15 protein-coding genes and 1 pseudogene are annotated in these 19297 nt (G+C 69.7%); 11 read left to right on the plus strand and 5 right to left on the minus strand.

Annotation, left to right across the window (positions count from 1 at the left end; translation table 11 throughout):
* Positions 1 to 239: 239 nt before the first annotated feature.
* Both ACVWNX_RS04670 and ACVWNX_RS04675 read left to right on the plus strand, forming a co-directional pair.
* Positions 240 to 1892, plus strand: a complete 1653-nt coding sequence (locus ACVWNX_RS04670; protein ID WP_454412587.1) for an ABC-F family ATP-binding cassette domain-containing protein — start codon at positions 240 to 242, stop codon at positions 1890 to 1892.
* A 10-nt stretch (positions 1893 to 1902) separates the two neighbouring features.
* Positions 1903 to 2127, plus strand: coding sequence for a hypothetical protein (locus ACVWNX_RS04675; RefSeq protein WP_454412588.1), 225 nt, complete (start codon positions 1903 to 1905; stop codon positions 2125 to 2127).
* A gap of 85 nt (positions 2128 to 2212) precedes the next feature.
* Here the strand turns inward: ACVWNX_RS04675 and ACVWNX_RS04680 are convergent, their stop codons facing one another.
* Positions 2213 to 3427 carry an RNA-guided endonuclease InsQ/TnpB family protein gene (locus ACVWNX_RS04680; protein WP_454412589.1) on the minus strand — a complete coding sequence of 405 codons (1215 nt, stop codon included), beginning with the start codon at positions 3425 to 3427 and terminating at the stop codon, positions 2213 to 2215.
* Positions 3428 to 3480: 53 nt separating this feature from the next.
* Between ACVWNX_RS04680 and tnpA the strand changes: the two genes are divergently transcribed.
* The 4 genes and pseudogenes from tnpA to ACVWNX_RS04700 all read left to right on the plus strand — a co-directional run bounded on the left by tnpA (position 3481) and on the right by ACVWNX_RS04700 (position 6890).
* Complete coding sequence (gene tnpA / locus ACVWNX_RS04685; protein ID WP_454412590.1) at positions 3481 to 3909, plus strand: IS200/IS605 family transposase; 429 nt, start codon at positions 3481 to 3483, stop codon at positions 3907 to 3909.
* Positions 3910 to 3963: 54 nt separating this feature from the next.
* Positions 3964 to 4581 (plus strand): annotated as a pseudogene (locus ACVWNX_RS04690) (ATP-binding cassette domain-containing protein); the annotation flags it as partial.
* A gap of 384 nt (positions 4582 to 4965) precedes the next feature.
* Complete coding sequence (gene ddaH / locus ACVWNX_RS04695; protein ID WP_454412591.1) at positions 4966 to 5742, plus strand: dimethylargininase; 777 nt, start codon at positions 4966 to 4968, stop codon at positions 5740 to 5742.
* Between the two features lie 176 nt (positions 5743 to 5918).
* A complete protein-coding gene (locus tag ACVWNX_RS04700) occupies positions 5919 to 6890 on the plus strand; it encodes an acyl-ACP desaturase (protein WP_454412592.1) in 972 nt (323 codons plus the stop codon).
* On the opposite strand, the gene ACVWNX_RS04705 is transcribed toward ACVWNX_RS04700, so the two are convergent.
* Entirely contained in the window at positions 6887 to 7870 is a 984-nt protein-coding gene (locus ACVWNX_RS04705) for an IS481 family transposase (RefSeq protein WP_454412593.1), read from the minus strand. The genes ACVWNX_RS04700 and ACVWNX_RS04705 overlap by 4 nt on opposite strands.
* Positions 7871 to 8408: 538 nt before the next feature.
* On the opposite strand from ACVWNX_RS04705, the gene ACVWNX_RS04710 reads away from it, so the two are divergent.
* Positions 8409 to 8654: a WhiB family transcriptional regulator gene (locus tag ACVWNX_RS04710; RefSeq protein ID WP_454414631.1), complete on the plus strand. Its 246-nt coding sequence runs from the start codon at positions 8409 to 8411 to the stop codon at positions 8652 to 8654.
* Positions 8655 to 8702: 48 nt separating this feature from the next.
* Here ACVWNX_RS04710 and ACVWNX_RS04715 read toward each other — a convergent pair whose 3' ends face one another.
* A complete protein-coding gene (locus ACVWNX_RS04715; RefSeq protein ID WP_454414632.1) occupies positions 8703 to 9047 on the minus strand; it encodes a VOC family protein in 345 nt (114 codons plus the stop codon).
* A gap of 37 nt (positions 9048 to 9084) precedes the next feature.
* On the opposite strand from ACVWNX_RS04715, the gene ACVWNX_RS04720 reads away from it, so the two are divergent.
* Positions 9085 to 10032, plus strand: a complete 948-nt coding sequence (locus ACVWNX_RS04720; RefSeq protein WP_454412594.1) for a nucleoside 2-deoxyribosyltransferase — start codon at positions 9085 to 9087, stop codon at positions 10030 to 10032.
* Complete coding sequence (locus tag ACVWNX_RS04725; protein ID WP_454412595.1) at positions 10029 to 10190, plus strand: hypothetical protein; 162 nt, start codon at positions 10029 to 10031, stop codon at positions 10188 to 10190. Before ACVWNX_RS04720 ends, ACVWNX_RS04725 begins: the two co-directional genes overlap by 4 nt.
* Here the strand turns inward: ACVWNX_RS04725 and ACVWNX_RS04730 are convergent.
* On the minus strand, positions 10149 to 10451 hold the full coding sequence (locus tag ACVWNX_RS04730) for a hypothetical protein (protein ID WP_454412596.1): 303 nt from the start codon (positions 10449 to 10451) through the stop codon (positions 10149 to 10151). The genes ACVWNX_RS04725 and ACVWNX_RS04730 overlap by 42 nt on opposite strands.
* Before the next feature lie 156 nt (positions 10452 to 10607).
* Between ACVWNX_RS04730 and ACVWNX_RS04735 the strand changes: the two genes are divergently transcribed.
* Together ACVWNX_RS04735 and ACVWNX_RS04740 are read left to right on the plus strand one after the other, a co-directional pair.
* Entirely contained in the window at positions 10608 to 10913 is a 306-nt protein-coding gene (locus tag ACVWNX_RS04735) for a MazG nucleotide pyrophosphohydrolase domain-containing protein (RefSeq protein WP_454412597.1), read from the plus strand.
* A gap of 136 nt (positions 10914 to 11049) precedes the next feature.
* On the plus strand, positions 11050 to 12606 hold the full coding sequence (locus ACVWNX_RS04740; protein WP_454412598.1) for a hypothetical protein: 1557 nt from the start codon (positions 11050 to 11052) through the stop codon (positions 12604 to 12606).
* A gap of 133 nt (positions 12607 to 12739) precedes the next feature.
* Here ACVWNX_RS04740 and ACVWNX_RS04745 read toward each other — a convergent pair whose 3' ends face one another.
* Positions 12740 to 19072, minus strand: a complete 6333-nt coding sequence (locus ACVWNX_RS04745) for an AAA family ATPase (RefSeq protein ID WP_454412599.1) — start codon at positions 19070 to 19072, stop codon at positions 12740 to 12742.
* Between the last annotated feature and the right edge of the window lie 225 nt (positions 19073 to 19297).

A 19297-nucleotide genomic window follows, 5' to 3' on the forward strand; every position in this document is an offset into this window, starting at 1 on the left:
CCGGCCCGCTGTATGCGTCGTGTGCGACCTCGGTGAACGAGCCGTCCGCCCGTACGGGGCACTCCGGCCACCCCTTTCCATCCGGTGGCCCTTCCGTTCCCTCCTCCGCCCGACCGGTGAATCCCCCGGTCCCGGCCGAGGACCGGAACGCCTCCCGTACGGTCCGTGCCGCCTCCGCCCGGTCGCCCCGGTGTCCCCCCGCGCCGCCCCGTACACCCACGAGCACCCGGGAGGCCCTGATGTCCCTCACCTCTTCCTCTTCGCACACCCCCTCGCTGACGCTGTCCTCGGTGACCTTCGGCTGGCCCGACGGCACCCCCGTGTTCGACGGGCTGTCCACGGCCTTCACCATCGGCCGCACCGGGCTCGTCGGCCTCAACGGGTCCGGAAAGTCGACCCTGTTGAAACTGATCGCGGGGCAACTGTCCCCCACCCGGGGCACCGTGCGGGCCACCGGCGAGATCGGGTACCTGCCGCAGGACGCCACCCTCGACACCGGCGCCCGGGTGGACGAGATCCTCGGCATCGCCCGCACCCGGGCCGCCCTGCTCGCCATCGAGGCGGGCGACCCGGCGGAGGAGCACTTCACGGCCGTCGGCGACGACTGGGACGTGGAGGAACGCGCCCTCGCCACCCTCGGGCAGCTCGGTCTCGGCCACCTCACCCTCGACCGCACGGTCGGCGAGGTGTCCGGCGGCGAGTCGGTGCTGCTGCGGCTCGCCGCGCTGCTGCTGGCCCGCCCCGCCGTGCTGCTGCTCGACGAACCGACCAACAACCTCGACCTGCACGCGCGGAGGCGGCTGTACACGGCCGTGCGGGCCTGGACCGGAGTGCTCGTGGTGGTCAGCCACGACCGCGAGCTGCTCGGCCAGGTCGACCGGATCGCCGACCTCCGGGACGGCGGACTCCTCTGGTACGGGGGCGACTTCGAGGCGTACGAGGCGGCACTGGCCGTGGCGCAGGAGGCCGCGGAACGGATGGTCCGGGTCGCGGAGACCGATCTGCGACGGCAGAAGCGCGAACTTGCCGACGCCCACGTCAAGTTGGCCCGGCGCAAGCGGTACGGACAGAAGATGTGGGACACCAAGCGCGAACCGAAGGTGGTGATGGGCGAACGGAAAAGGACCGCCCAGGTCCAGGCGGGGAAGCACCGCATCATGCACGAGGAACGGCTCGCCGGGGCGAAGGAACGCCTGGACGAGGCCAGCGGGGCCGTACGGGACGACGACGAGATCCGCGTCGACCTGCCGTACACCGCGGTCCCGCCCGGCCGGACCGTGCTGACCCTGCGGGAGCTGGAGCTGCGGTACGGCTCCCGGGTCCCGGGCGAACTGTGGGTGCGCGGCCCCGAACGGATCGCCCTGGTGGGGCGCAACGGCGCGGGCAAGTCCACGCTGCTGCGCACCATCGCCGGGGAGCTGGCCCCGGCGGGCGGCACCGCCACGGCCCACGTACCGCTGCGGTACCTGCCGCAGCGGGTGGACCTGCTGGACGAGGACGCCAGCGTCGCGGAGAACGTGGCGCGCTTCGCCCCCGAGGCGACGCGCACCCTGATCAGGACCCGGCTCGCCCGGTTCCTGTTCCGGGGCGACCGGGCCGACCAGCCGGTCTCCACGCTCTCCGGCGGGGAACGCTTCCGGGCCGCCCTCGCGGCGCTGATGCTCGGGGAACCCGCCCCGCAGCTGCTCATGCTGGACGAGCCGACCAACAACCTCGACCTGGCGAGCGTCCGGCAGCTCACCAGCGCGCTGGAGTCCTACGAGGGAGCGATGATCGTGGCCAGCCACGATCCGCCGTTCCTGCGGTCGCTGGGGATCACCCGGTGGCTGGAGTTCGGCGCGGACGGGGAACTGCGGGAAATCACGCCGGAGGATGTCGGGTATTCCTCCTAGCGTCACCGGCATGGACCACACCGCCCACCCGGTCCCCCGGGAGCCCCACCGGCTCCCGGGGGACCGCGACATCGTCATCACCCGGGCCCGGGTGCACAATCTGCGGGACGTCACCGTCGAGTTCCCCACCGGGGTACTCACCGCCGTCACGGGCGTCGCCGGGCCCGGCAAGAGCAGTCTGGTCTCCGGGGCGTTCGCTGCCGCCCACCCGGACTCCGTGGTCGTCGACCAGTAGGCCGTCGGGATCTCCGGCCGCTTCCACCCCCGCCACCTACCTCGGGATCGTGACTCCTCCCCCTCATGAATGAGGGGGCTTCTCGCTATGCCGGTTGGGCGTCGCGGCGGACCAGCCCGGCCCGTAGAACATTGAGTGCCCCGACTGTGTCGGCGTGCGCTTGGTGGCCGCACGATACGCAGTGGAACTTCTCTTGGGTGGGCCGGTTCTCCGCTGCTACGTGCCCGCATTCGGGGCAGGTCCGGGAGGTGTTGCGGGGGTCCACAGCGATCATGTCTCGTCCGGCGCTTTCAGCCTTGGCGGTGAGGATCGTCAGGAACACCCCCCATCCGGCATCCGAGATCGAGCGGTTGAGGCCGGTCTTCGCGCTGGCCCCGTTGGGCAGGAAACCGCCCGGCTGTTCGAGGTCCGGCTTGGGTACGGTTCTCTTGACCATGTTGCGGATCTTGAGGTCTTCGTACGCGATGAAGTCGTGTTCCCGCACGAGGTCAAGCGCGGTCTTGTGCGCGTGGTCCAGGCGCTGGCGGCGGACCTTGCGGTACAGGTCGGCAACCTTCCGCACGGCCCGCTTGTGGTTGCCGGTGCGCTCGTCCCGTCGGACGCGGGGGAACCGGCTGAGGGCCTGCTGTGCGGCTTCGAGCTTCGCGGCGGCCTTCCGGCCGTGGCGCGGGTTGGGCACGTGCTCACCCTTGGATGTGGTGAGGAAGGAAACGATGCCCATGTCGATGCCGACCACGGAACCGGTCGCCGGCAGTGGTTCGGGGTGGGTCTGCCCGGCGGTGAGGACGACGTACCAGCGCTTGCCCTCACGCTTGACGGAAACGGTCTTGACCTTGCCGACCACAGGCCGGTGCTGGTTGACCTTGACGTGCCCGACGCCCTGGAAGCGGACGCGGGTCACCGGTTCGTGCGGGGTGGAGTCCCACCGACAGCCGTCGCCGTCCTTGGGGAAGTCGACGGTGTCGAACCAGTTGACGCCCCGGAACCTGGGATAGCCGGGCTCCTCCCCAGCCTTCACGCGCCGGAAGAAGGCTTGGAACGCCTTGTCCAGCCGCCGAAGCGTCGCTTGCTGCGAGCTGAACGACCAGCGGCCCTGTCGCTCCGGGTCGAACGCCCGGATCTCCTTGAGCTGCGCGGACTGCTGCCCGTACTTGATGCCGGTCTTGCTGGTGTGCCGGTAAGCGTCGCGGCGTTCCTGCAAGGCTCCGTTGTAGAGCGAGCAGTGGTCGGCGAGCATCGCCGTCAGCGCGGCGGCCTGGCCCACGGTGGGCCTGATGAGGAACTTGTACGCACGGATCATCCGGCCCACCCCCTCTCTCTGGCCGCCCCCGAAGAGCATACTACCCTTGGTGTATGTCGCCACGATGGAATGCAAACCCTGATGTACGCACCGGTCGTCACGTCACCTACGACCTTCACGCCCACTTGGTGTTCGTCACGAAATACCGGCGTGGCGTGTTCGATGACGACATGCTGAAGAGGTGCGAGGAGATCATGCGAGAGGTGTGCGGCAAGTTCGATACGGAACTACGGGAGTTCAACGGCGAGGCCGATCACGTGCACCTATTGATCCACTACCCGCCGAAAGTCGCCCTGTCGAAGCTGATCAACAGCCTCAAGGGGGTCAGCTCCCGATACCTGCGGGCCGAGTACACCGGCCGGATCAACCGCATCGGCATGGACTCCGTCTTCTGGTCCCGCTCCTACTTCGCAGGCTCCTGCGGCGGTGCACCACTCACCGTGATCCGCCAGTACATCGAGCAGCAAAAGCATCCACTGTGACATACGGGTCAGAGCGGTCCTGAGACGCATTCCCTCCCCGCCCGAAGGCGGGGACACACTGCAAGATCAGGGATGGACCCGGTGACCACGGTCTGCGAGGACTGCGGAGGACAGCGCTTCCGGAAGGAGGTCCATGGACTGACCGTGGCCGGGCGGTCGATCGTGGACGTGCTGGACATGACGGCCGACCAGGCGCTGGAGCACTTCACGGAACCGTCCGTACGGCGGCGACTGCGGGCGCTCAGCGAGGTCGGACTCACCTATCTGCGGCTCGGCCAGCCGCTGTCCACCCTCTCGGGCGGGGAACGCCAGCGCGTCAAACTGGCGACCCGGCTGCACCGCACCGGCGAGGTGTACGTGCTCGACGAGCCGACGACCGGACTGCACCTCGCGGACGTCGACCGGCTGGTGGGGATGCTGGACCGGCTGGTCGACGGCGGCAACACGGTCATCGTGGTGGAGCACCACACCGCCGTCGTGCGACGGGCCGACTGGGTCATCGACGTCGGGCCCGAGGGCGGACGGCACGGGGGACGGATCGTCTTCGAGGGCACCCCCATGGACCTCCTCGACGCCCCCGGCTCCCTCACCGGGGCCCAGCTCCGACGGGAGGCGGCGGCCACGGGGCGCCACCGGGACGGGGCACCCGGCCCGGTCGGCGCGGGGCGCTGAGCCGACGCACGGACGGGAACGCCCAGCGCCCAGCGCCGGGCAGGCGGCAGGCGGCAGGCGGCAGGCGGCAGGCGGCAGGCGGCAGGCGGCAGGCGGCAGGCGGCAGGCGGCAGGCGGCAGGCGGCAGGCGGCAGGCGGCAGGCGGGAACGACCGACGACGGCGGGCGGAACCGGGGCGGGGCCACGCCTCCCGGGAGGGGCGCGGGAATCCGGCCACCGGTCGCGTCCCGGGGCTGTCTCCGGTCCGGTGGACGGCCGCATGATGGCGCCGAGCCGCCGGGGCCGCGTCCCGCCCGCCCCCGTCGCGGGTCCGCCCCGGCCGCCCGTGGACCGGGCGGCCCCGGCCCGCCCGCCCGTGCCCGCGCCCGTCGAGACGGAGACCCCGTGCCCAGCATGAAGGCCCTGATCCGCCGCCCAGGTCCCCGGCTCGCCGAGGGGCTCGCGACCCGGCACTCCCCCGCGCCCCCGGACGCCGCGCGGGCCGCCGGGCAGTGGGAGGCGTACGCCGGGGCGCTGCGCGCCCACGGCTGGGAGACCCTGGAGGTGGAGCCCGCCGACGAGCACCCCGACGCGGTGTTCGTCGGGGACACCGTGGTGGTCTTCCGCAACGTCGCGCTGATCACCCGGCCCGGCGCCGCGTCCCGGCGTCCCGAGACCACGGGGGTCGAGGAGGCGGTGGCCGGTCTCGGCGCCTCCGTCAACTGGGTGTGGGAGCCGGGCACCCTGGACGGCGGTGACGTCCTCCGGGTCGGCGACACCCTCTACGTCGGACGGAGCGGACGGACCAACGCCGCGGGGGTGCGTCAGCTGCGCGCGGTGTTCGCGCCGCTGGGGGCGCGGATCGTCGCGGTCCCCGTCCACCGGGCGCTCCACCTCACGTCGGCGGTGACGGCGCTGCCGGACGGCACCGTCATCGGGTATCCGCCGCTGGTCGACGCGCCCGGGCTGTTCCCCCGGTTCCTGGCGGTGCCGGAGGAGTCGGGGGCCCGGGTGGTGCGGCTCGGGGGCGACCGGCTGCTGATGGCGGCGAGCGCGCCCCGGTCCGCCGAGCTGCTGGCGGGGCTGGGCTTCGAACCCGTCCTGGTGGACATCGGGGAGTTCGAGAAGCGCGACGGCTGTGTGACGTGCCTCTCCGTCCGGCTGCGGGAGCTGTACGGCTGACCCGGGACCGGGCGGGAAGCGCCGCGCCCGGGGGCGGTTCGAACCGGTTTCGACCCCCCGGCCGACGGCTGCCTTTACAGCGGGCTTAACCTACGGATTCGTAACCTACGTAGACGTAGCCTACGTCTGCGTAGGTTGCGGTTCCCCGGCACGTACTCCCCTCTCCAGGAGCCCCAGTGACGCTCACCTCTCCTCACCTCGGCAGCCCGTCCGCCTGGACGGACGCCCGGCTGCTCCACGCGCTGGAGGAAGTGGTCGAGACGGAGCTCAACCGCCATCTGAAGGTGGCGAAGGACTGGATGCCGCACGAGTACGTGCGGTGGTCGGACGGCCGCAACTTCCCGGGGATCTTCGAGGACGGCGACCCCTGGGAGAAGGAGCAGTCCAAGGTCACCGAGATCGGACGGATCGCCCTCGTCGTCAACCTGCTGACCGAGGACAACCTCCCCAGCTACCACCACGAGATAGCGTCGCTGTTCGGGCGGGACGGGGCCTGGGGCACCTGGGTGCACCGCTGGACCGCCGAGGAGGGCCGCCACGGCATCGTGATGCGGGACTACCTGCTCACCTCGCGCGCGGTGGACCCCGACAAGCTGGAAGAGTTCCGCATGTCGCACATGGCGGAGGGCTTCGAGTCGGACAACCGGCACTCCATGCTGCACTCGGTCGCCTACGTGGCGTTCCAGGAGCTGGCCACCCGCATCTCGCACCGCAACACCGGCCACCAGTCGGGGGACCCGGTCTGCGACCGGATGCTGGCGCGGATCGCCACCGACGAGAACCTGCACATGGTGTTCTACCGGAACCTGCTGAAGGCCGCGTTCGAGCTGGCCCCCGATCTGACGATGTCGGCGGTCCGGGACGTGGTGGTCGACTTCCGGATGCCCGGCCACGGCATCCCCGGCTTCGAGCGGGCCGCCGCCCAGATGGCCATCGGCGAGGTCTACAACCTGCGCATCCACCACGACGACGTGCTCCAGCCCGTGCTGCGGTTCCTCAAGATCATGGAGATCGACGGGCTCGGGCCCGAGGGCCGGCGGGCCCAGGAGGAACTGGGCCTGTTCATGGGCGGACTGGACGCGGAGGCACGCTCCTTCGACGAGCGGCTCGCCGCGCGCAAGGCGCGGATGGCCGCCCGCAAGGGCTAGGTGTATTGACCCGCAGGGTTATTGACGCGGCTGATGGGTGGCCTGCCTCCGAGGGCGGTGTGGCTGCGGTGGTGGTTGTAGGTGTGGAGGAAGTCTGCCAGGGCCGCTGTGCGCTCGTCGTTGGAGTGGTAGGGCCGCTGGTAGGCCCATTCGTCCAGGAGGGTGCGGTTGAAGCGTTCGACCTTGCCATTGGTCTGCGGCCGGTAGGGCCGGGTCTTCTTGTGTGTGATGCCGGCGGCGGCCAGGGTCCGGGTGAACAGCCGGGCCTTGTAGCAGGAGCCGTTGTCGGTGAGGACCCGCTGGACGGTGATGCCGTGGGCGGCGAAGAACACGTTCGCCCGCTGCCAGAAGCCTGCGGCCGTGTGCTGGCGCTCGTCGGGCAGGACCTCGCTGCAGGCCAGGCGGGAGTGGTCGTCGACCCCGGAGTGGACGAAGGAGTAGCCGATCACCGGTTTGCAGCTCCTGCGCTCATCGGTGGTGGCCTGGCGGTTTGCTTCGCCGACGGCCCTGCCCACGGTTCGCCAGCCGCCGCCGTCGGGGATGTTGCCCAGTTTCTTGATGTCGACGTGGACCAGGTCGCCCGGCCGGGCGTGTTCGTAGCGGCGGATCACCTGGCCGGTGGGCCGGTCCAGGAAGGCGAGGCGGTTCAGGCCGTGGCGGACCAGGATCCGGTGCACGGTCGAGGCGGGCAGGCCCAGGACCGGGCCGATCCGCGCAGGGCCGCGCTTGCGTTCGGTCCGCAGCCGGCAGACCTCGGCCTCGACCGCGGACGGGGTGCGGTGCGGCGTCGTGCGGGGTCTGCTCGGGCGGTCGGCGAGGCCACTGTCGCCCTCGGCCCGCCAGCGCCGCACCCACTTGTGGGCGGTCGGCCGGGAGATGCCCATCTCGGCCGCCACATGCGCGACCGGACGTCCCTCGAGAACACGCTCGACCAGGATCCGCCTGCCATGAACGGTCAGACGGGCATTACGGTGGGACACGAAGACCTCCGTGTGCGGTGCAGCTTAGACACCTTCACCACACCGGAGGTCTTCGTCATGATCAAGACCCAACCAGCGTCAACAACGCTCGTGGTCAATACAGCTAGGCCGTCTCTTACGGATCTTGCCGGGCTCGCGGGCCCTGGCACGCACGCTCGCCGCGTTGTCGTCAGTCGCCGACGCTCCGCGTGGGCTCCATCCTCCGCCTTGCGATCGCACGCACCAGACCCCGCTCCCTGATCCAGCCAGATCCGTAAGAAACGACCTAGGCACGGCACTTCCTCCGAGGCCCGGCACCCCTTTCCGCGAGGGGTGCCGGGCCTCCTTCCGGTCCGGAGGGGGCGTCCCCTCCGGACCCTTCGGACCCCTTCCGGACCCCTTCGGACGGGACGCCACCGCGAGGCCCCACGCGAAAGCCGCCGTGGGACGGCCCCGGCGCGGTCGCGGGGTCACGGGGGCGATGAACAGGGCGTTGATCGTTTGTTTTTCGGCGGGCGGCAGCATCGGGGCCATGCAGACCGAGAGTGTCGTAGACGTCATGGGGACCGACGAGACGGAGCCGGGCGCGGGCTGGGACCGGGCCCTGTGCGCGCAGACCGGCGCGGAGTTCTTCTTCCCGGAGCCGGGCAGCTCCGTGCGCGAGGCCAAGCGCATCTGCCGGATGTGCGATCTGCGGGAGGCGTGTCTCCAGTACGCGCTCACCCACGACGAGCGCTTCGGGGTGTGGGGCGGGCTCTCCGAGCGGGAGCGGTTCGAGCTGCGGCGCGCGTCCGGACGCGACTGACCGGGTACGAACGGCCCCGGCGCGTCACCGCAGCCCGGGCGAGGCGCGTCACCGCGGCTCGGGCGCGAGGAGCGCGAACCGCGCCCCGTACGGGTCCGCCAGCTCGGCGATCCGGCCGACGTCCGGAATCCCGGCCGGGGGCGTCCTGACGCTTCCGCCCGCCCCGACGGCCCGCGCGACGACGTCGTCCACGTCCGTCACCTGGAGGTAGGGCAGCCAGTAGGGGTCCGGCCCGCTCCCCGGACCGCCCGCGTCCACCGGCACCATTCCGCCGAACGCCTCGTCCCGTCCGCCCCCGGCGGGCGCGAGCGTGGTGTAGGAGCCCTGCGGGAACGGCACCTCGGTGACCGTCCAGCCGAGGACCCCCGTGTAGAACCGCACGGCCGCACGCAGTTCGTGACGCTCGACCCACCACCGATGGGAGCTTCCGGTGTACTACGTCGCCCACCGACTGTTCGCCGCCCACGACCGGCTCCTCGCCGCCCGTCTTGCCCGGCTCCTCGCCGCGAAGGTGGGGCCGGACCAGGTCTTCCTGCCGTTCTGCGACACGGACGAGGAAGATCTGGTCGCCGAGGTGAAGGGCCGGCGCCTCTTCGAACTCGACCGGGAACGCCTCAGCCGGATCACCGCCATGATCGCCATCTTGCATGGCCCGAGCCTGGACGATGGTGTGTGTATGGAGATGGGGTACGCCCATGCCCTGGGAGTCCCCATCATCGCCGTGACCACGGACTTCCAGACCTACTCGTTCGATGAGGATGGCCCTCGGTTCGACTTCCCCGACCCGCTCGTCCAAGAGGTAATCACGGATCTGGTCCGTGCACCCCGGCTCGGCACCGTCCCTGGCAGCGCGGACTTGGCGGATTCGAGGTACTCGGCGTTCGCCGACCGCAACGACCGGCAGCTCGATCAAGCGCTGGGAACTGCGGTTGACCGCGTGCTCGCCCAGGACGTCCCTCACCCTCCGGCACCCGCGCTCCCTCAGGGGGACACCTACCTCGCCTTCGTGGAGCAGTCCCCGTACACCCCCGTCGTGGGGACGCTGACCGCTCTGGTCCAGAAGGCCGGTTGGGCGACCGAGGAGTCGAGCCGCTTCACCGCCCACGACCCGCTGGAGGCGGCACGGACGGACCTCGACCGCTCCCGTACAGCCAGGCTCCTCGTCACCGATGCCTCCGGGCCGGAGACCCCTCCTGGCGCCGCGCTGCTGATCGGCGCGGCGGCTGCCCGCGGAGCCCGCGTCATCGCCTACTACCCCCGTACAGTCCTGACCCACGCTTCGGGCCGGGAGCCCAACTGGCGCAACCTCATGATCCAGTACGCCGCCGAGGCCCGTTTCGCCAACCCGGAATCCCTCGTGGCCTGGCTGCGCCGATGAGTGGACACCTCGACACGACCGGTCGCCGCACCCTCGTCGTCGAAGGCTGCGACGGCGTCGGCAAGACCACCCTCGCCACCCGCCTGGCCCAGGACCACGGCTTCACCATCGTCCACTCACCCCGCACCCCCGACCACCTCGACCTCGCCGACCGCTAACGGGAACTGCTCGACCGCCCCGGCCTCCTCGTCCTCGACCGCTGCTTCCTCAGCGAACTCGTCTACGGCCCGCTCCTGCGCGGCCGGTCCCGCATCACCTGGGCCCAGGCCATCGACCTCGCCGAGGCCGTCGTCGCCCGCGACGGTGCCTTCCTCCACCTGACCGCGCCACCGACCGTGATCCAGCAACAGCTGCACCAGCGCGACGGCCAGTCCGCAGAGCTGGCCGAAGTCACCGCACTCGTGGCCGGCTATCAGCACGTCTTCGACGCACTCTCCTCCTACTGCCCCGTCGAGACCATCGACACCACCAGCACGGGACTTCCCCCGGCACGCCGGGCATCACCGGTTCCCCAGCAGACCCCACCCCGGGCTCACTAGGCTGCTCGACAACGCCACCACTGCCCGGAGGACCCCGTGGACATCCGCACCGCCCAGAAGCTGGCCTGGGAGAACAAGCTCGCCAAGGGGTTCAACACCACGGACACCGCCCTTGAGTTCGGTCTGCTCACCGCCGAAGTGGGTGAGGCATTCACCGCGTGGCGCAAGCGCCTGCCGGATCTCGGGGAAGAACTCGCTGATGTCTTCATCTATCTGGTGTCGGTGGCCGAGATGAACGGCGTCGACCTGGGCGAAGAAGTGGCCCGGAAAGTCGACAAGAACACCCGTCGGGTCTATGAAAGGAACGTTCATGGCACGTTGATCCGCACCATCGAGGAATGAGTTCTCTGGGACCTCGTCAACAGAGGAGCCGCACCGCTAACACTGGGCCGTTGCTTTATTCAGTCGCATCAGAGGGACTCGGTTGAGGAAGATTCTCCCCGGTTGAGATCTCGGCGAACTGGAGGTAGTGAGGCACATGCCTACGAGGTCAGGCTTCGATCAGCGCGCGGTCGCACTGGTGGAGCTGCGGGGAACACGAGTCGACTGTGAACTCTTCGAAGCGGCGGTGGCGGACCGGGGCTGGGTGGTCCTAGACAGCCGTGGGGGGAACATCTCCGATGTCGCCGACACCTCCCGCTGCTACACCATCGAGGTGCGCTTTCCGGGAAGCCGCATCAATGCGATCAAGGGAGCCCACGAAAGGGTCGAAGTCCTCTCTGATTCCCTGTTGCTGGATCTCAAGGTCCTGATCGTGGACCGCGTAGATCGGGATCCGGAGCTGCTCCCTCAGTGGTCCGCCTATATACGCCCCACGGTCCGCCCGTTCACCGCCGAACTCTCCCGGCGCGACCGATGGGCGGAGCGGTGGGCGGTCTGGCGTGCGGAACACATGGGCGCACAGGACACCGGACGCCTGGTCCAGGCGTCCTCCGTCTCCGCTGCCTGGCGCCTCGCCGCCCGGCATCTGCCCGGTGCCAGGACACCTTCGGGGCAAGTGGCCGCCCGCGGGTCCTGGGGAGTCACGGAGCCACCCGCTTCCAATGTACCGCTCAGACGCCGTGAATCGAGCCGGATGCCCAATCGGGGGATCGTGGCGTTGGTGGCGGCCCTGTGGGTGGGCGCCCGTATCACCGACCGGTACGAGCAGGGCTTCGGGGCGTGGTGGGGCTTCGCCCTGGCCGGGCTGGGGGCCTGCTGGGGTATCGCGGCAGCGACACGGCGTATGGCGCCGCAGAAGCCCCGTGGGGCGATCGTCGCGGTAAGTCTCGCCGCCACCCTGCTCGCCGCGCTGCTGGGCGTCGGAACGGTCCGCGCGGAACCCGCCGAAGGCGTGGGATCCCGGCTCATCCTCTACGCTGGGCTGGCCACAGTGGGGCTCAACGGCCTCCGGCTGCTGATCCGGCAGTGGACCTGGCAGCGCTTCGCACCGTGGCTCATACCTGCCCTTCTGGCCCTCCTGGTGAGCCTTCGTACTCCACCCGGATTCGGGTTGTACACCTTCTACCTCGATGCCTTCGGTGTTCATGCCGAGGATGTCCAGGTTCCCCAGGCGTACCAGTTCCTTGCCGCTCTGAAGCTCCTGGCCTGCATGAGCCTGCTGTTCGCTGTCCCGGCACTGCTCGGATACGCAAAACATCTCCACCTGTATGTGAAGGAGCGGGGCCCGGTGAACCTGCTGCTCTTCGCGGCGAGCCTGGTGCTCCTAGGCCTCGGGGTCGTCGGCCTGGGCGTCGGGGCGGCGGGCTGGGCCGGCGAGAAGGCGTTGGAGCAGGCAAAAACGGGTCGGATTCCCTCGGCGTACTTCGGGGTCGAACCGCAATGGGTGTGCACACAGCCGGTGGGGAAGGTGTCGGACATCCCTGTCGACGGCGGGGAGCTAAGGCCGGAACACCCGTACCTCAGGGTCGGCGACTCGGGCGGCACCGTGGTGCTCTGGGACACCACGACGGAACAGGCACTCAAGGCACCACTGGACAAGCTCCACGTCCTGCCCCAGGAGACCCGGCCCACCTCCTGCCGGACGAAGCTCTGAACCAGTGCTTCCGGCTCGTGCTATCGACTTTTCCACAGCTGATGGCAAGCAGATACCCGCGCACGCGCCGGGCGTCGATTCGTTGCTCTGTACCAGGTGCCGGTCCTTCCGCCCGCAGTGTCTCGCCGCTTCCTCAGTCTGCCCCTTGCCGCATGACGACGTCTCGGATGACGATCGGTGCAGATACCCGCTCGGGCAGAATGTCCAGGAGGTCGGGGCGGATCACGACCGCGCAGCCGGTCACCCGCGGCCAGGGCAGGCGATAGGCACTGCGCTCGTACTCGGTGCGCCAGCAGATGAGGCGCAGGGCCGGACCTCGATCGTCCTCCAGTGTCAGCGGGGCTCCGGGCGTCAGTCGGAGTGCCGTGCGGAGCCCCGGGGTGGGTGCCAGTGTGAAGCCGGGTAGTCCCAGGCCGTGGGCGGCGTCTGCGGCGGTCATGGCGAGGTCGAGGCCGAGGAACGGAATCCCTTGTGGGACGTCAGCTGCGTGGTGCTGCCACGACGGTCGGGTCCACTCCTCGATGTCTCCGTCCGAGAAAGGGATCGCGTCGCCGTCCTGGTTCCTGTGATCAGCCGCTTCCGGACCTGAGAAGCTCACGATGGTCAGACCGGTCTTCCGGGTGTGCGGTGACAGGAACTTCCGTTCCTCCACGGAAGCGAGGATGCGCCAGCCCAAGAGGGTCTGTCCGGTGAGGGTGACGGCTTGCGTCAGTGGCCGTGTGGAGATTGTCTCCGTGGTTGTTCCGGTCAGCGAAGTATCCTGACCGACCAGGTCGTCCGGGCCGGGTGGCAGGGGAAGGTCGGGGCGTGGCCAGCGTGCCTCTTCGAAGGCCAGCGGAATGCGGGGGTCGTCTGTCAGTACGGTGGCCAGCTGGTCCTCCCAAGCTGCTGGATCGCTCACGCCCAGGCCCTGCGAGAGCCTGTACGCTCGGCTGCCCGACGCCACCGTTTGGATCGCCACTTCGACGGTCTCCTGGATGGCGAGGTAAGCGTCCGGCAGCTCGCCCTCGTCGGCGCTGCGGTTGGCGCGGGACTGGGTCTTGTTCCTCTCGATGCTGTGCTCGGTATCAACCTCGCGGCGAACCCTGGCGAGGACCGCTCGGATCAGTCCGGGCTGCAGTTGCTCGGCTTCGTTCAGACGCGTGCCGGCCACCTCTGCCAGCATCTCCGTAACGAGATGGCCTTTCGGGTCGTCTCCCTGTGCGGCGGAGGTCCACAGGCGGCTCGGCGGGTTCAGTCCAGCCTGATCCGATGGCCCCATGGGAATGGTGGCCTCCTCGGTGAGCAGTCGGCGGGCGAGGGCGCGGACAGTGAGCAGTGGTCCTCGGGCCAGTTCCTTGAGCGCCTCCTGGCAGTGGTCCACGACAGGTTGGGCTTGCGGCCCCTGTTCTTGGAGCAGGCACAGCAGCCACATCAGGGTCGCCGGATCGGAGAGTTGCTCCAGCGCGAGGGCCATGGCGGGTGCCGTGGTTTCGGGGCGCAGTGTGACCAGAGATCTCGTCGCAACCATCGCTCGGCGTTTGCCTTCTCGGTCCGCGTGTGCAAGTGCGGCCAGTGCCGCGGTCGCGAAGGCGTGGTCGAGATCGCCGGGTGCGGGGGTTCCGTTGTCGTTGTCGGGGGCGCGGTAGGGGTGCTGGGGGTCGTCGCTGTCGTGGACCCGTGGTGCTCTGCTCTCGATGACCGTTGCGGCTTCGTCCCAGAGGGCGAAGGCCAGGTCGAGGGAGTCGTTCGGGGACAGGCCGAAGGCTTGTTGGGCGAAGGCGAAGATCAGTGCCTGGGTGATGCCGTGGGTCCCGTACCGGCCGGCGCTCACCACTGCTTCGGCCTCTTCGGTAATGACGCGGTGGGTGAGGGTGCGATCGAGTTGCGCGGCGATACGAAGGGCGTCGAGGGCTGTTTCGCCTCCGAAGTTCAGCCATCCGCCTTGTCCGCGGGTGCGTACCCAGGTCAGTGCGTAGGCTTCGGCGGCGAGTGCGTCATGGCCGTTCTGGCGGAGCTTGTCCGCGAGTTGACGCAGAAGCAGTGGGCCGTCCCGGAAGTCGAAGGGGCCGGCAATGGCACGCAGGACTTGTGCGGCCTCGTCGGTCTGTCCTCGGGTGGCGAGGTTGAGCAGGCCGTCGCCGACGAGGTCTGTCATCTGTTCGAGGGTGTGTTGTGGTGCGTCGGCCTCGTACGGGGTCAGGTGCCATGCGCGCAGTACCCGGATCAGGCCGACCGGTTCGGAGGGCGCGGGCGACGGGGCGGCAGGTGAGGTCGGGGCCGTGGCCGGCTGCGCGGGGACGGGTGTGCTGCGGCGGGGCTGGGACTCGTCGGTGACCGGCGGTTCGGGCAGGCAGGTGAGCTGCGGGGCGCCGACGCGTTCGGCGACGGCGTTAAGCTCTGCGACCAGCAGTGCGTCGGCCAGTCTGGTCTGGTCGCTGGTGGAGTCGCGGTTGGCTTGCCGTTCGTCGGCCCTGCTCAGTGCGACGCGCAGCAGTTGTGGAACGCCGTCGGGCGTGGAGGGGCAGACTGTCCGGGCGAGCCGGTCCAGAAGTGCGGCGTCGGCTTGGAGGAGCGGGGTGCCCAAGGTGATGCGGAGCGCGGTTGCCACGACTGGATCGGCGGTGTCGTTCCACGCGCGCCAGAGGTCTTTTCTGGCGCCGTGGAGGATGGTGTTCGGGCCGTTGCAGTCGCTGAGCAGGCCGGTGGCTGCGAGATCGGCAAGGGCCGCGGGGTCTGCCCCGGCCAGGACGTTCCACCACCGCGGGCGGGCAGCGTTGGTCTCCTTGCCGTCGGTGTGAAGGACAAGACGTTCGCACAGTGGCTGCATTCGCGCCACCCGCGCCCGCCCCCGGGCCGGGTCCGCGGTGACCAGGGCGGGCAGCGGATCCAGGACCTCATAGACGGTGATGTCCTTGCGCCAGCCGTAGGCCACTAGGAAGTGGCAGGCTGCCAGCCAGTGTTCCTCGGCCTCGACGAGGTCGTCGGCGGTGAGGGCGAGGCGCGCGTGGATGAGGAGGTAACGGGCGAGGTCGCTGTAGAAGCGTCCGCCGGCCTGCTGGAGGAACTCGTTACGGACGGCTTCGGCGACGCCGGCCCGCCGTGCGGGCGTGGTGTGCTCGACGGCGATCGTAAGGAGTGTGTCGACTGGCAGTGGTCCGCCCATCTCGCCGCGCAGGCTGACGCTGAGTCTCCGGCTGACGTGGATGAGGGTCTTCCACGCCTGCGGCCAGTCCTGGTCGGACACGAGGGTGGCCGCCCGGCGTACCGACTCTTCGATGAGCGGATGGATCGAGTAGAGGTCGCACGCACGGGGTTCGCCGGCGAAGGGGCTGAGGTCTGCAGTCAGAAGCCCGAGGGCTTCGATGACCAGGCCGGACCGGGTGGGTGCTTCGGCGGCTTCGGCACGTGCGAGGGCGATCGCGAACCGCAGCCAGCAGGGGTACCAGCCAGCCCCCTGGACGAGAGCCGGTACCGCGTCCAGGGCGATGAGGTCGGTCCGGGTCGTGATCGCCAGGGCATCGAGCCACCTGGCCACGGGCTCGGGGCTCCACCGGACCTGTTTGTTCTGTACGCCGCGGGTGAGGGCGAACAGGGTGTCGCGGGCGGTCGAAGTCTCGTCTACCGCAAGGCCAGCGGCAAGATCGGCGGTGGCGATCCCCAGTGCGAGCAGCCGGTGCGCCGCTCCCGGCAGGTAGCTCAGGCCAGCGGCCTTCTGCGCCCAGTCCGTGGCGTTGCCCGCCTCTCCGGGCACCGCGCCTGCGGCGATCTGCTCGGCGAGTGCGAGGCATACTGGGCCGCCCGTTTCAAGGCGCGGCACCAGGTCGGTGACGGCCTCGATCCCGACGGTGTCGAGGAGTATCTTCACGACGGCGTCGGCCGCTGCCTGGTCACCCCGTTCGTCGAACCACTCGGCGATGCGGTCCAGCGACACCGGCCGGTCAGTCCTGTCCTCGGGGGACTCCTCGCCTATCGCCTGACCGGTAGCCGACAGGCGCAACCGACCACGCAGATAAGCGAGTTCGACGGCGCGGTCGGAATCCGCCCCGTAGGAGGTGTTGTCCGACTCGGCCTCGTGGTCGTGTGCCATGATGTACACGTGCCAGGGTGCCACAGCACCTGCCGCGTCGAGGACGGCGCACATCTGCAGACCTGCCCGGGCGGGCATGACGGTTCGGCCGTCGTGCAGGAGTCGGTCCGACAGCGCCTGAGCCCCTATCAAGGCGATCGGCACGTCAGCGAATTCCACCAGGTCCGAGTCGAAGCGCTCGAACTCGTACGTCTGCGCGGCCCTGGCGAGTTCGACGCACCGCGCGACGATCGGCCAGTTCGCCGTCCGCGCGGCACAACGCACGCCGGTGGCCAGGTTATCCCTGATAGCCGAGGCCGGGTGGGCGGTGGCGACGGCCCGGGTGACGAAGTCCCGCCCGATGTGGTCCACCACCTCCGTGTCGCGTCCAGCTTCGGCGAGGATCTGCAGGAGGCGGCGAAAGGCCCGAGAGTCGTCGAACAGTCCCTTCCCAGTCAGCCAGGTGGCGATCAGCGCCAGCGTCGATTCCAGGGCCCCAGGGTCGCTGCCGTAGCCAAGGCGCAGGTAGCGGGCGAACGACTCGTGGTAGACGCGGATTTCACCGGGTCCGGCCGTCACGGAGAGCACCGGGGCCAGCACCTTTAGCGCACCGTCGATCCTGTGCGCCCGGTCCGGGATGATCTGCCCGAGCTCCTCGCGGGTGACGGACATTCCGAGCAGGGCGATGATGTCCGCGACAACATCAGCTTCCGCGCCGAGCGTGTCGTGGAGGTGGGCGTAGTAGCCCTCCAACGATCCCTGGTGGGCCGGAAGTGCCCGCACCACTGCCGCGGCTTTTGTGATCGTCTCCGGTCGGAGGGCAACCTCGCGACAGAGGTATGTCGCGTAGAGGGCGTTGCCGCCAGAGCGTTCCTGCAGCGCGTCCAGGAAGTCGGTCACGTCGCGGTTGTCGGTCAGCAGGGCTTCAGTGCGCTCGTCGTCCACCGCCGGAACGAGCCCGAGCCGCTCCGCGACGGCGCGGCACTCGTGCGCGGTCAACGGCGGCACGGCGACGGAAGCCACCTCGGCGTCCTGGAGGGGGACGAGATGGTTCCCGGGCTGGCTGAGGACGATGAGGACGCTACCGGGCGGAAGCGACAGCGAGCCGAGGACTGCGGCGAGGGCCAGGGACGGATCAGCTCTCCTGGTCCTTCCTCCTTGTACGCGGGTGACGTGGTCCAGTCCGTCCACGACGAGCGCCACGCGCCGGGTGGGGTCCTTGCGCAGAGCGGTGTCCACAGCCGTCGTCAGTGCTTGCGCATCGGCGGCAAAACGCGGGCGCTGCTCCTGGACAAGGTCGGGGTCCGACTCAGCCAGCCGGCCCAGCAGGCTGCCGAAGACCGTTTCGGTGACCACCCGGGTCAGCTGGTCACCGTCGGCGTCGCCGAGGTAGCAGTAATGCTCGGCGACCAGCCATCCGTCACCGGTGAGTTGGTCGACCAACTGCTGGCATGCCCAGGACTTACCCTGTCCCGGAGGGCCCGTGACCAGCAGGAATCCCCCGTCGGCTGCCGCTGTCCCGGCCGCTGCCGCCAGGACGCCGACCGTGGCGGGCCTGGCCACTTCCAGGGCTCGGTCGACAGGGTTCGCGCGCACGACGGCACCAAGGTCGCTGCGCAGTTGGGCCTGGCGCAGTAGCTCGCGGGGTGTCACGTCGGTTCCGCGCTGCCGGGCGGAGCGGACTGCGCGGATCAGCGCCTCGGCTACGTTCACCGGTGAGCGTCCCTCGTTGGGATAGATCCCCGCGCCGAGCTCGCCACGCACCCGTTGGAGGAGAAGCTGTTCGGCCGGCCCTGGCTGCAGGAGGTCTGTCGTCATGGCCGGTGCGCCGACCTCCACCACCAAGTGCTCGCACAGCCACTCCAGGTCCTGCTTGGACACGGCCCTGTCACCGCCGGTCAGGAACCCGAAAATGTTGCCCGCCGGGCGCCGACCCCGCGCGGGCAGGTCGTACCCTCGCCAGAGCACTTCCGCGTCGAACCGCAGGAGTGTGCTGTTCATCCCCGGCAGGAACGGCACGTCGGAGGAGCGGGCTGGCACCATCACCGCGTTCAGTGCCTCGTGATCCGGAGGTGCGTCGCGCATCACGATGCGCAGCCGGTGGGCGGCGGCGCCCGCACCGGGGCCATCCCGGTCAGCGACGGCAGCAGCCACAAGGCGGTCCAGCCTCAGTCCCCGGTCGTCGGTCGTGAACGTGGCGTAGCTGAGGGGCTCTTTCTCGTCCGAGTGCTTGAACTGCGTCCGCTCACGGGATCCGTCAGCGTTGATCACGGTGAGATCATCGAAGCGGTCGTCCGTCACCAGCTTCTCGTCGACATGGACCCTGGCGATTCCGCCGAGCAGCAGGTCGACAACGCGGCCTGCCTCCATCAAGTCCTGGTACTCGTAACCGCGGTGCGCGGCAGTCAAATCACTCATGTCGGCAGCATTCTCCACCGTTGAACACCCTGCTGTGCGGAACTGGCCAAACAGCTACGAGGGATCCCAATCTGAACAAGGCAGCAGCCGGTCCACGGCAGCGCAGGGCGTGTCCGCGCCGCACTGGCCCCGAACCGACCGAGGAACGAGCAAAAGCAGTGCCTTGCACAGGAGCTGTGCCACCGGCAGGACGGGCCGTCGTGCATGCTCTCTGGACCGCTGCGG

It is taken from the genome of Streptomyces sp. JNUCC 64 (genome assembly GCF_054484115.1).

Excerpts from the sequence above, each read along its gene's own strand:
- ACVWNX_RS04670 (WP_454412587.1), top strand. The coding sequence starts at position 240 with ATGTCCCTCACCTCTTCCTCTTCGCACACCCCCTCGCTGACGCTGTCC.
- ACVWNX_RS04680 (WP_454412589.1), bottom strand. The coding sequence starts at position 3,427 with ATGATCCGTGCGTACAAGTTCCTCATCAGGCCCACCGTGGGCCAGGCC.
- ACVWNX_RS04675 (WP_454412588.1), top strand. The coding sequence starts at position 1,903 with ATGGACCACACCGCCCACCCGGTCCCCCGGGAGCCCCACCGGCTCCCG.
- ACVWNX_RS04710 (WP_454414631.1), top strand. The coding sequence starts at position 8,409 with ATGGGGACCGACGAGACGGAGCCGGGCGCGGGCTGGGACCGGGCCCTG.
- ACVWNX_RS04725 (WP_454412595.1), top strand. The coding sequence starts at position 10,029 with ATGAGTGGACACCTCGACACGACCGGTCGCCGCACCCTCGTCGTCGAA.
- ACVWNX_RS04745 (WP_454412599.1), bottom strand. The coding sequence starts at position 19,072 with ATGAGTGATTTGACTGCCGCGCACCGCGGTTACGAGTACCAGGACTTG.
- ACVWNX_RS04740 (WP_454412598.1), top strand. The coding sequence starts at position 11,050 with ATGCCTACGAGGTCAGGCTTCGATCAGCGCGCGGTCGCACTGGTGGAG.
- tnpA (WP_454412590.1), top strand. The coding sequence starts at position 3,481 with ATGTCGCCACGATGGAATGCAAACCCTGATGTACGCACCGGTCGTCAC.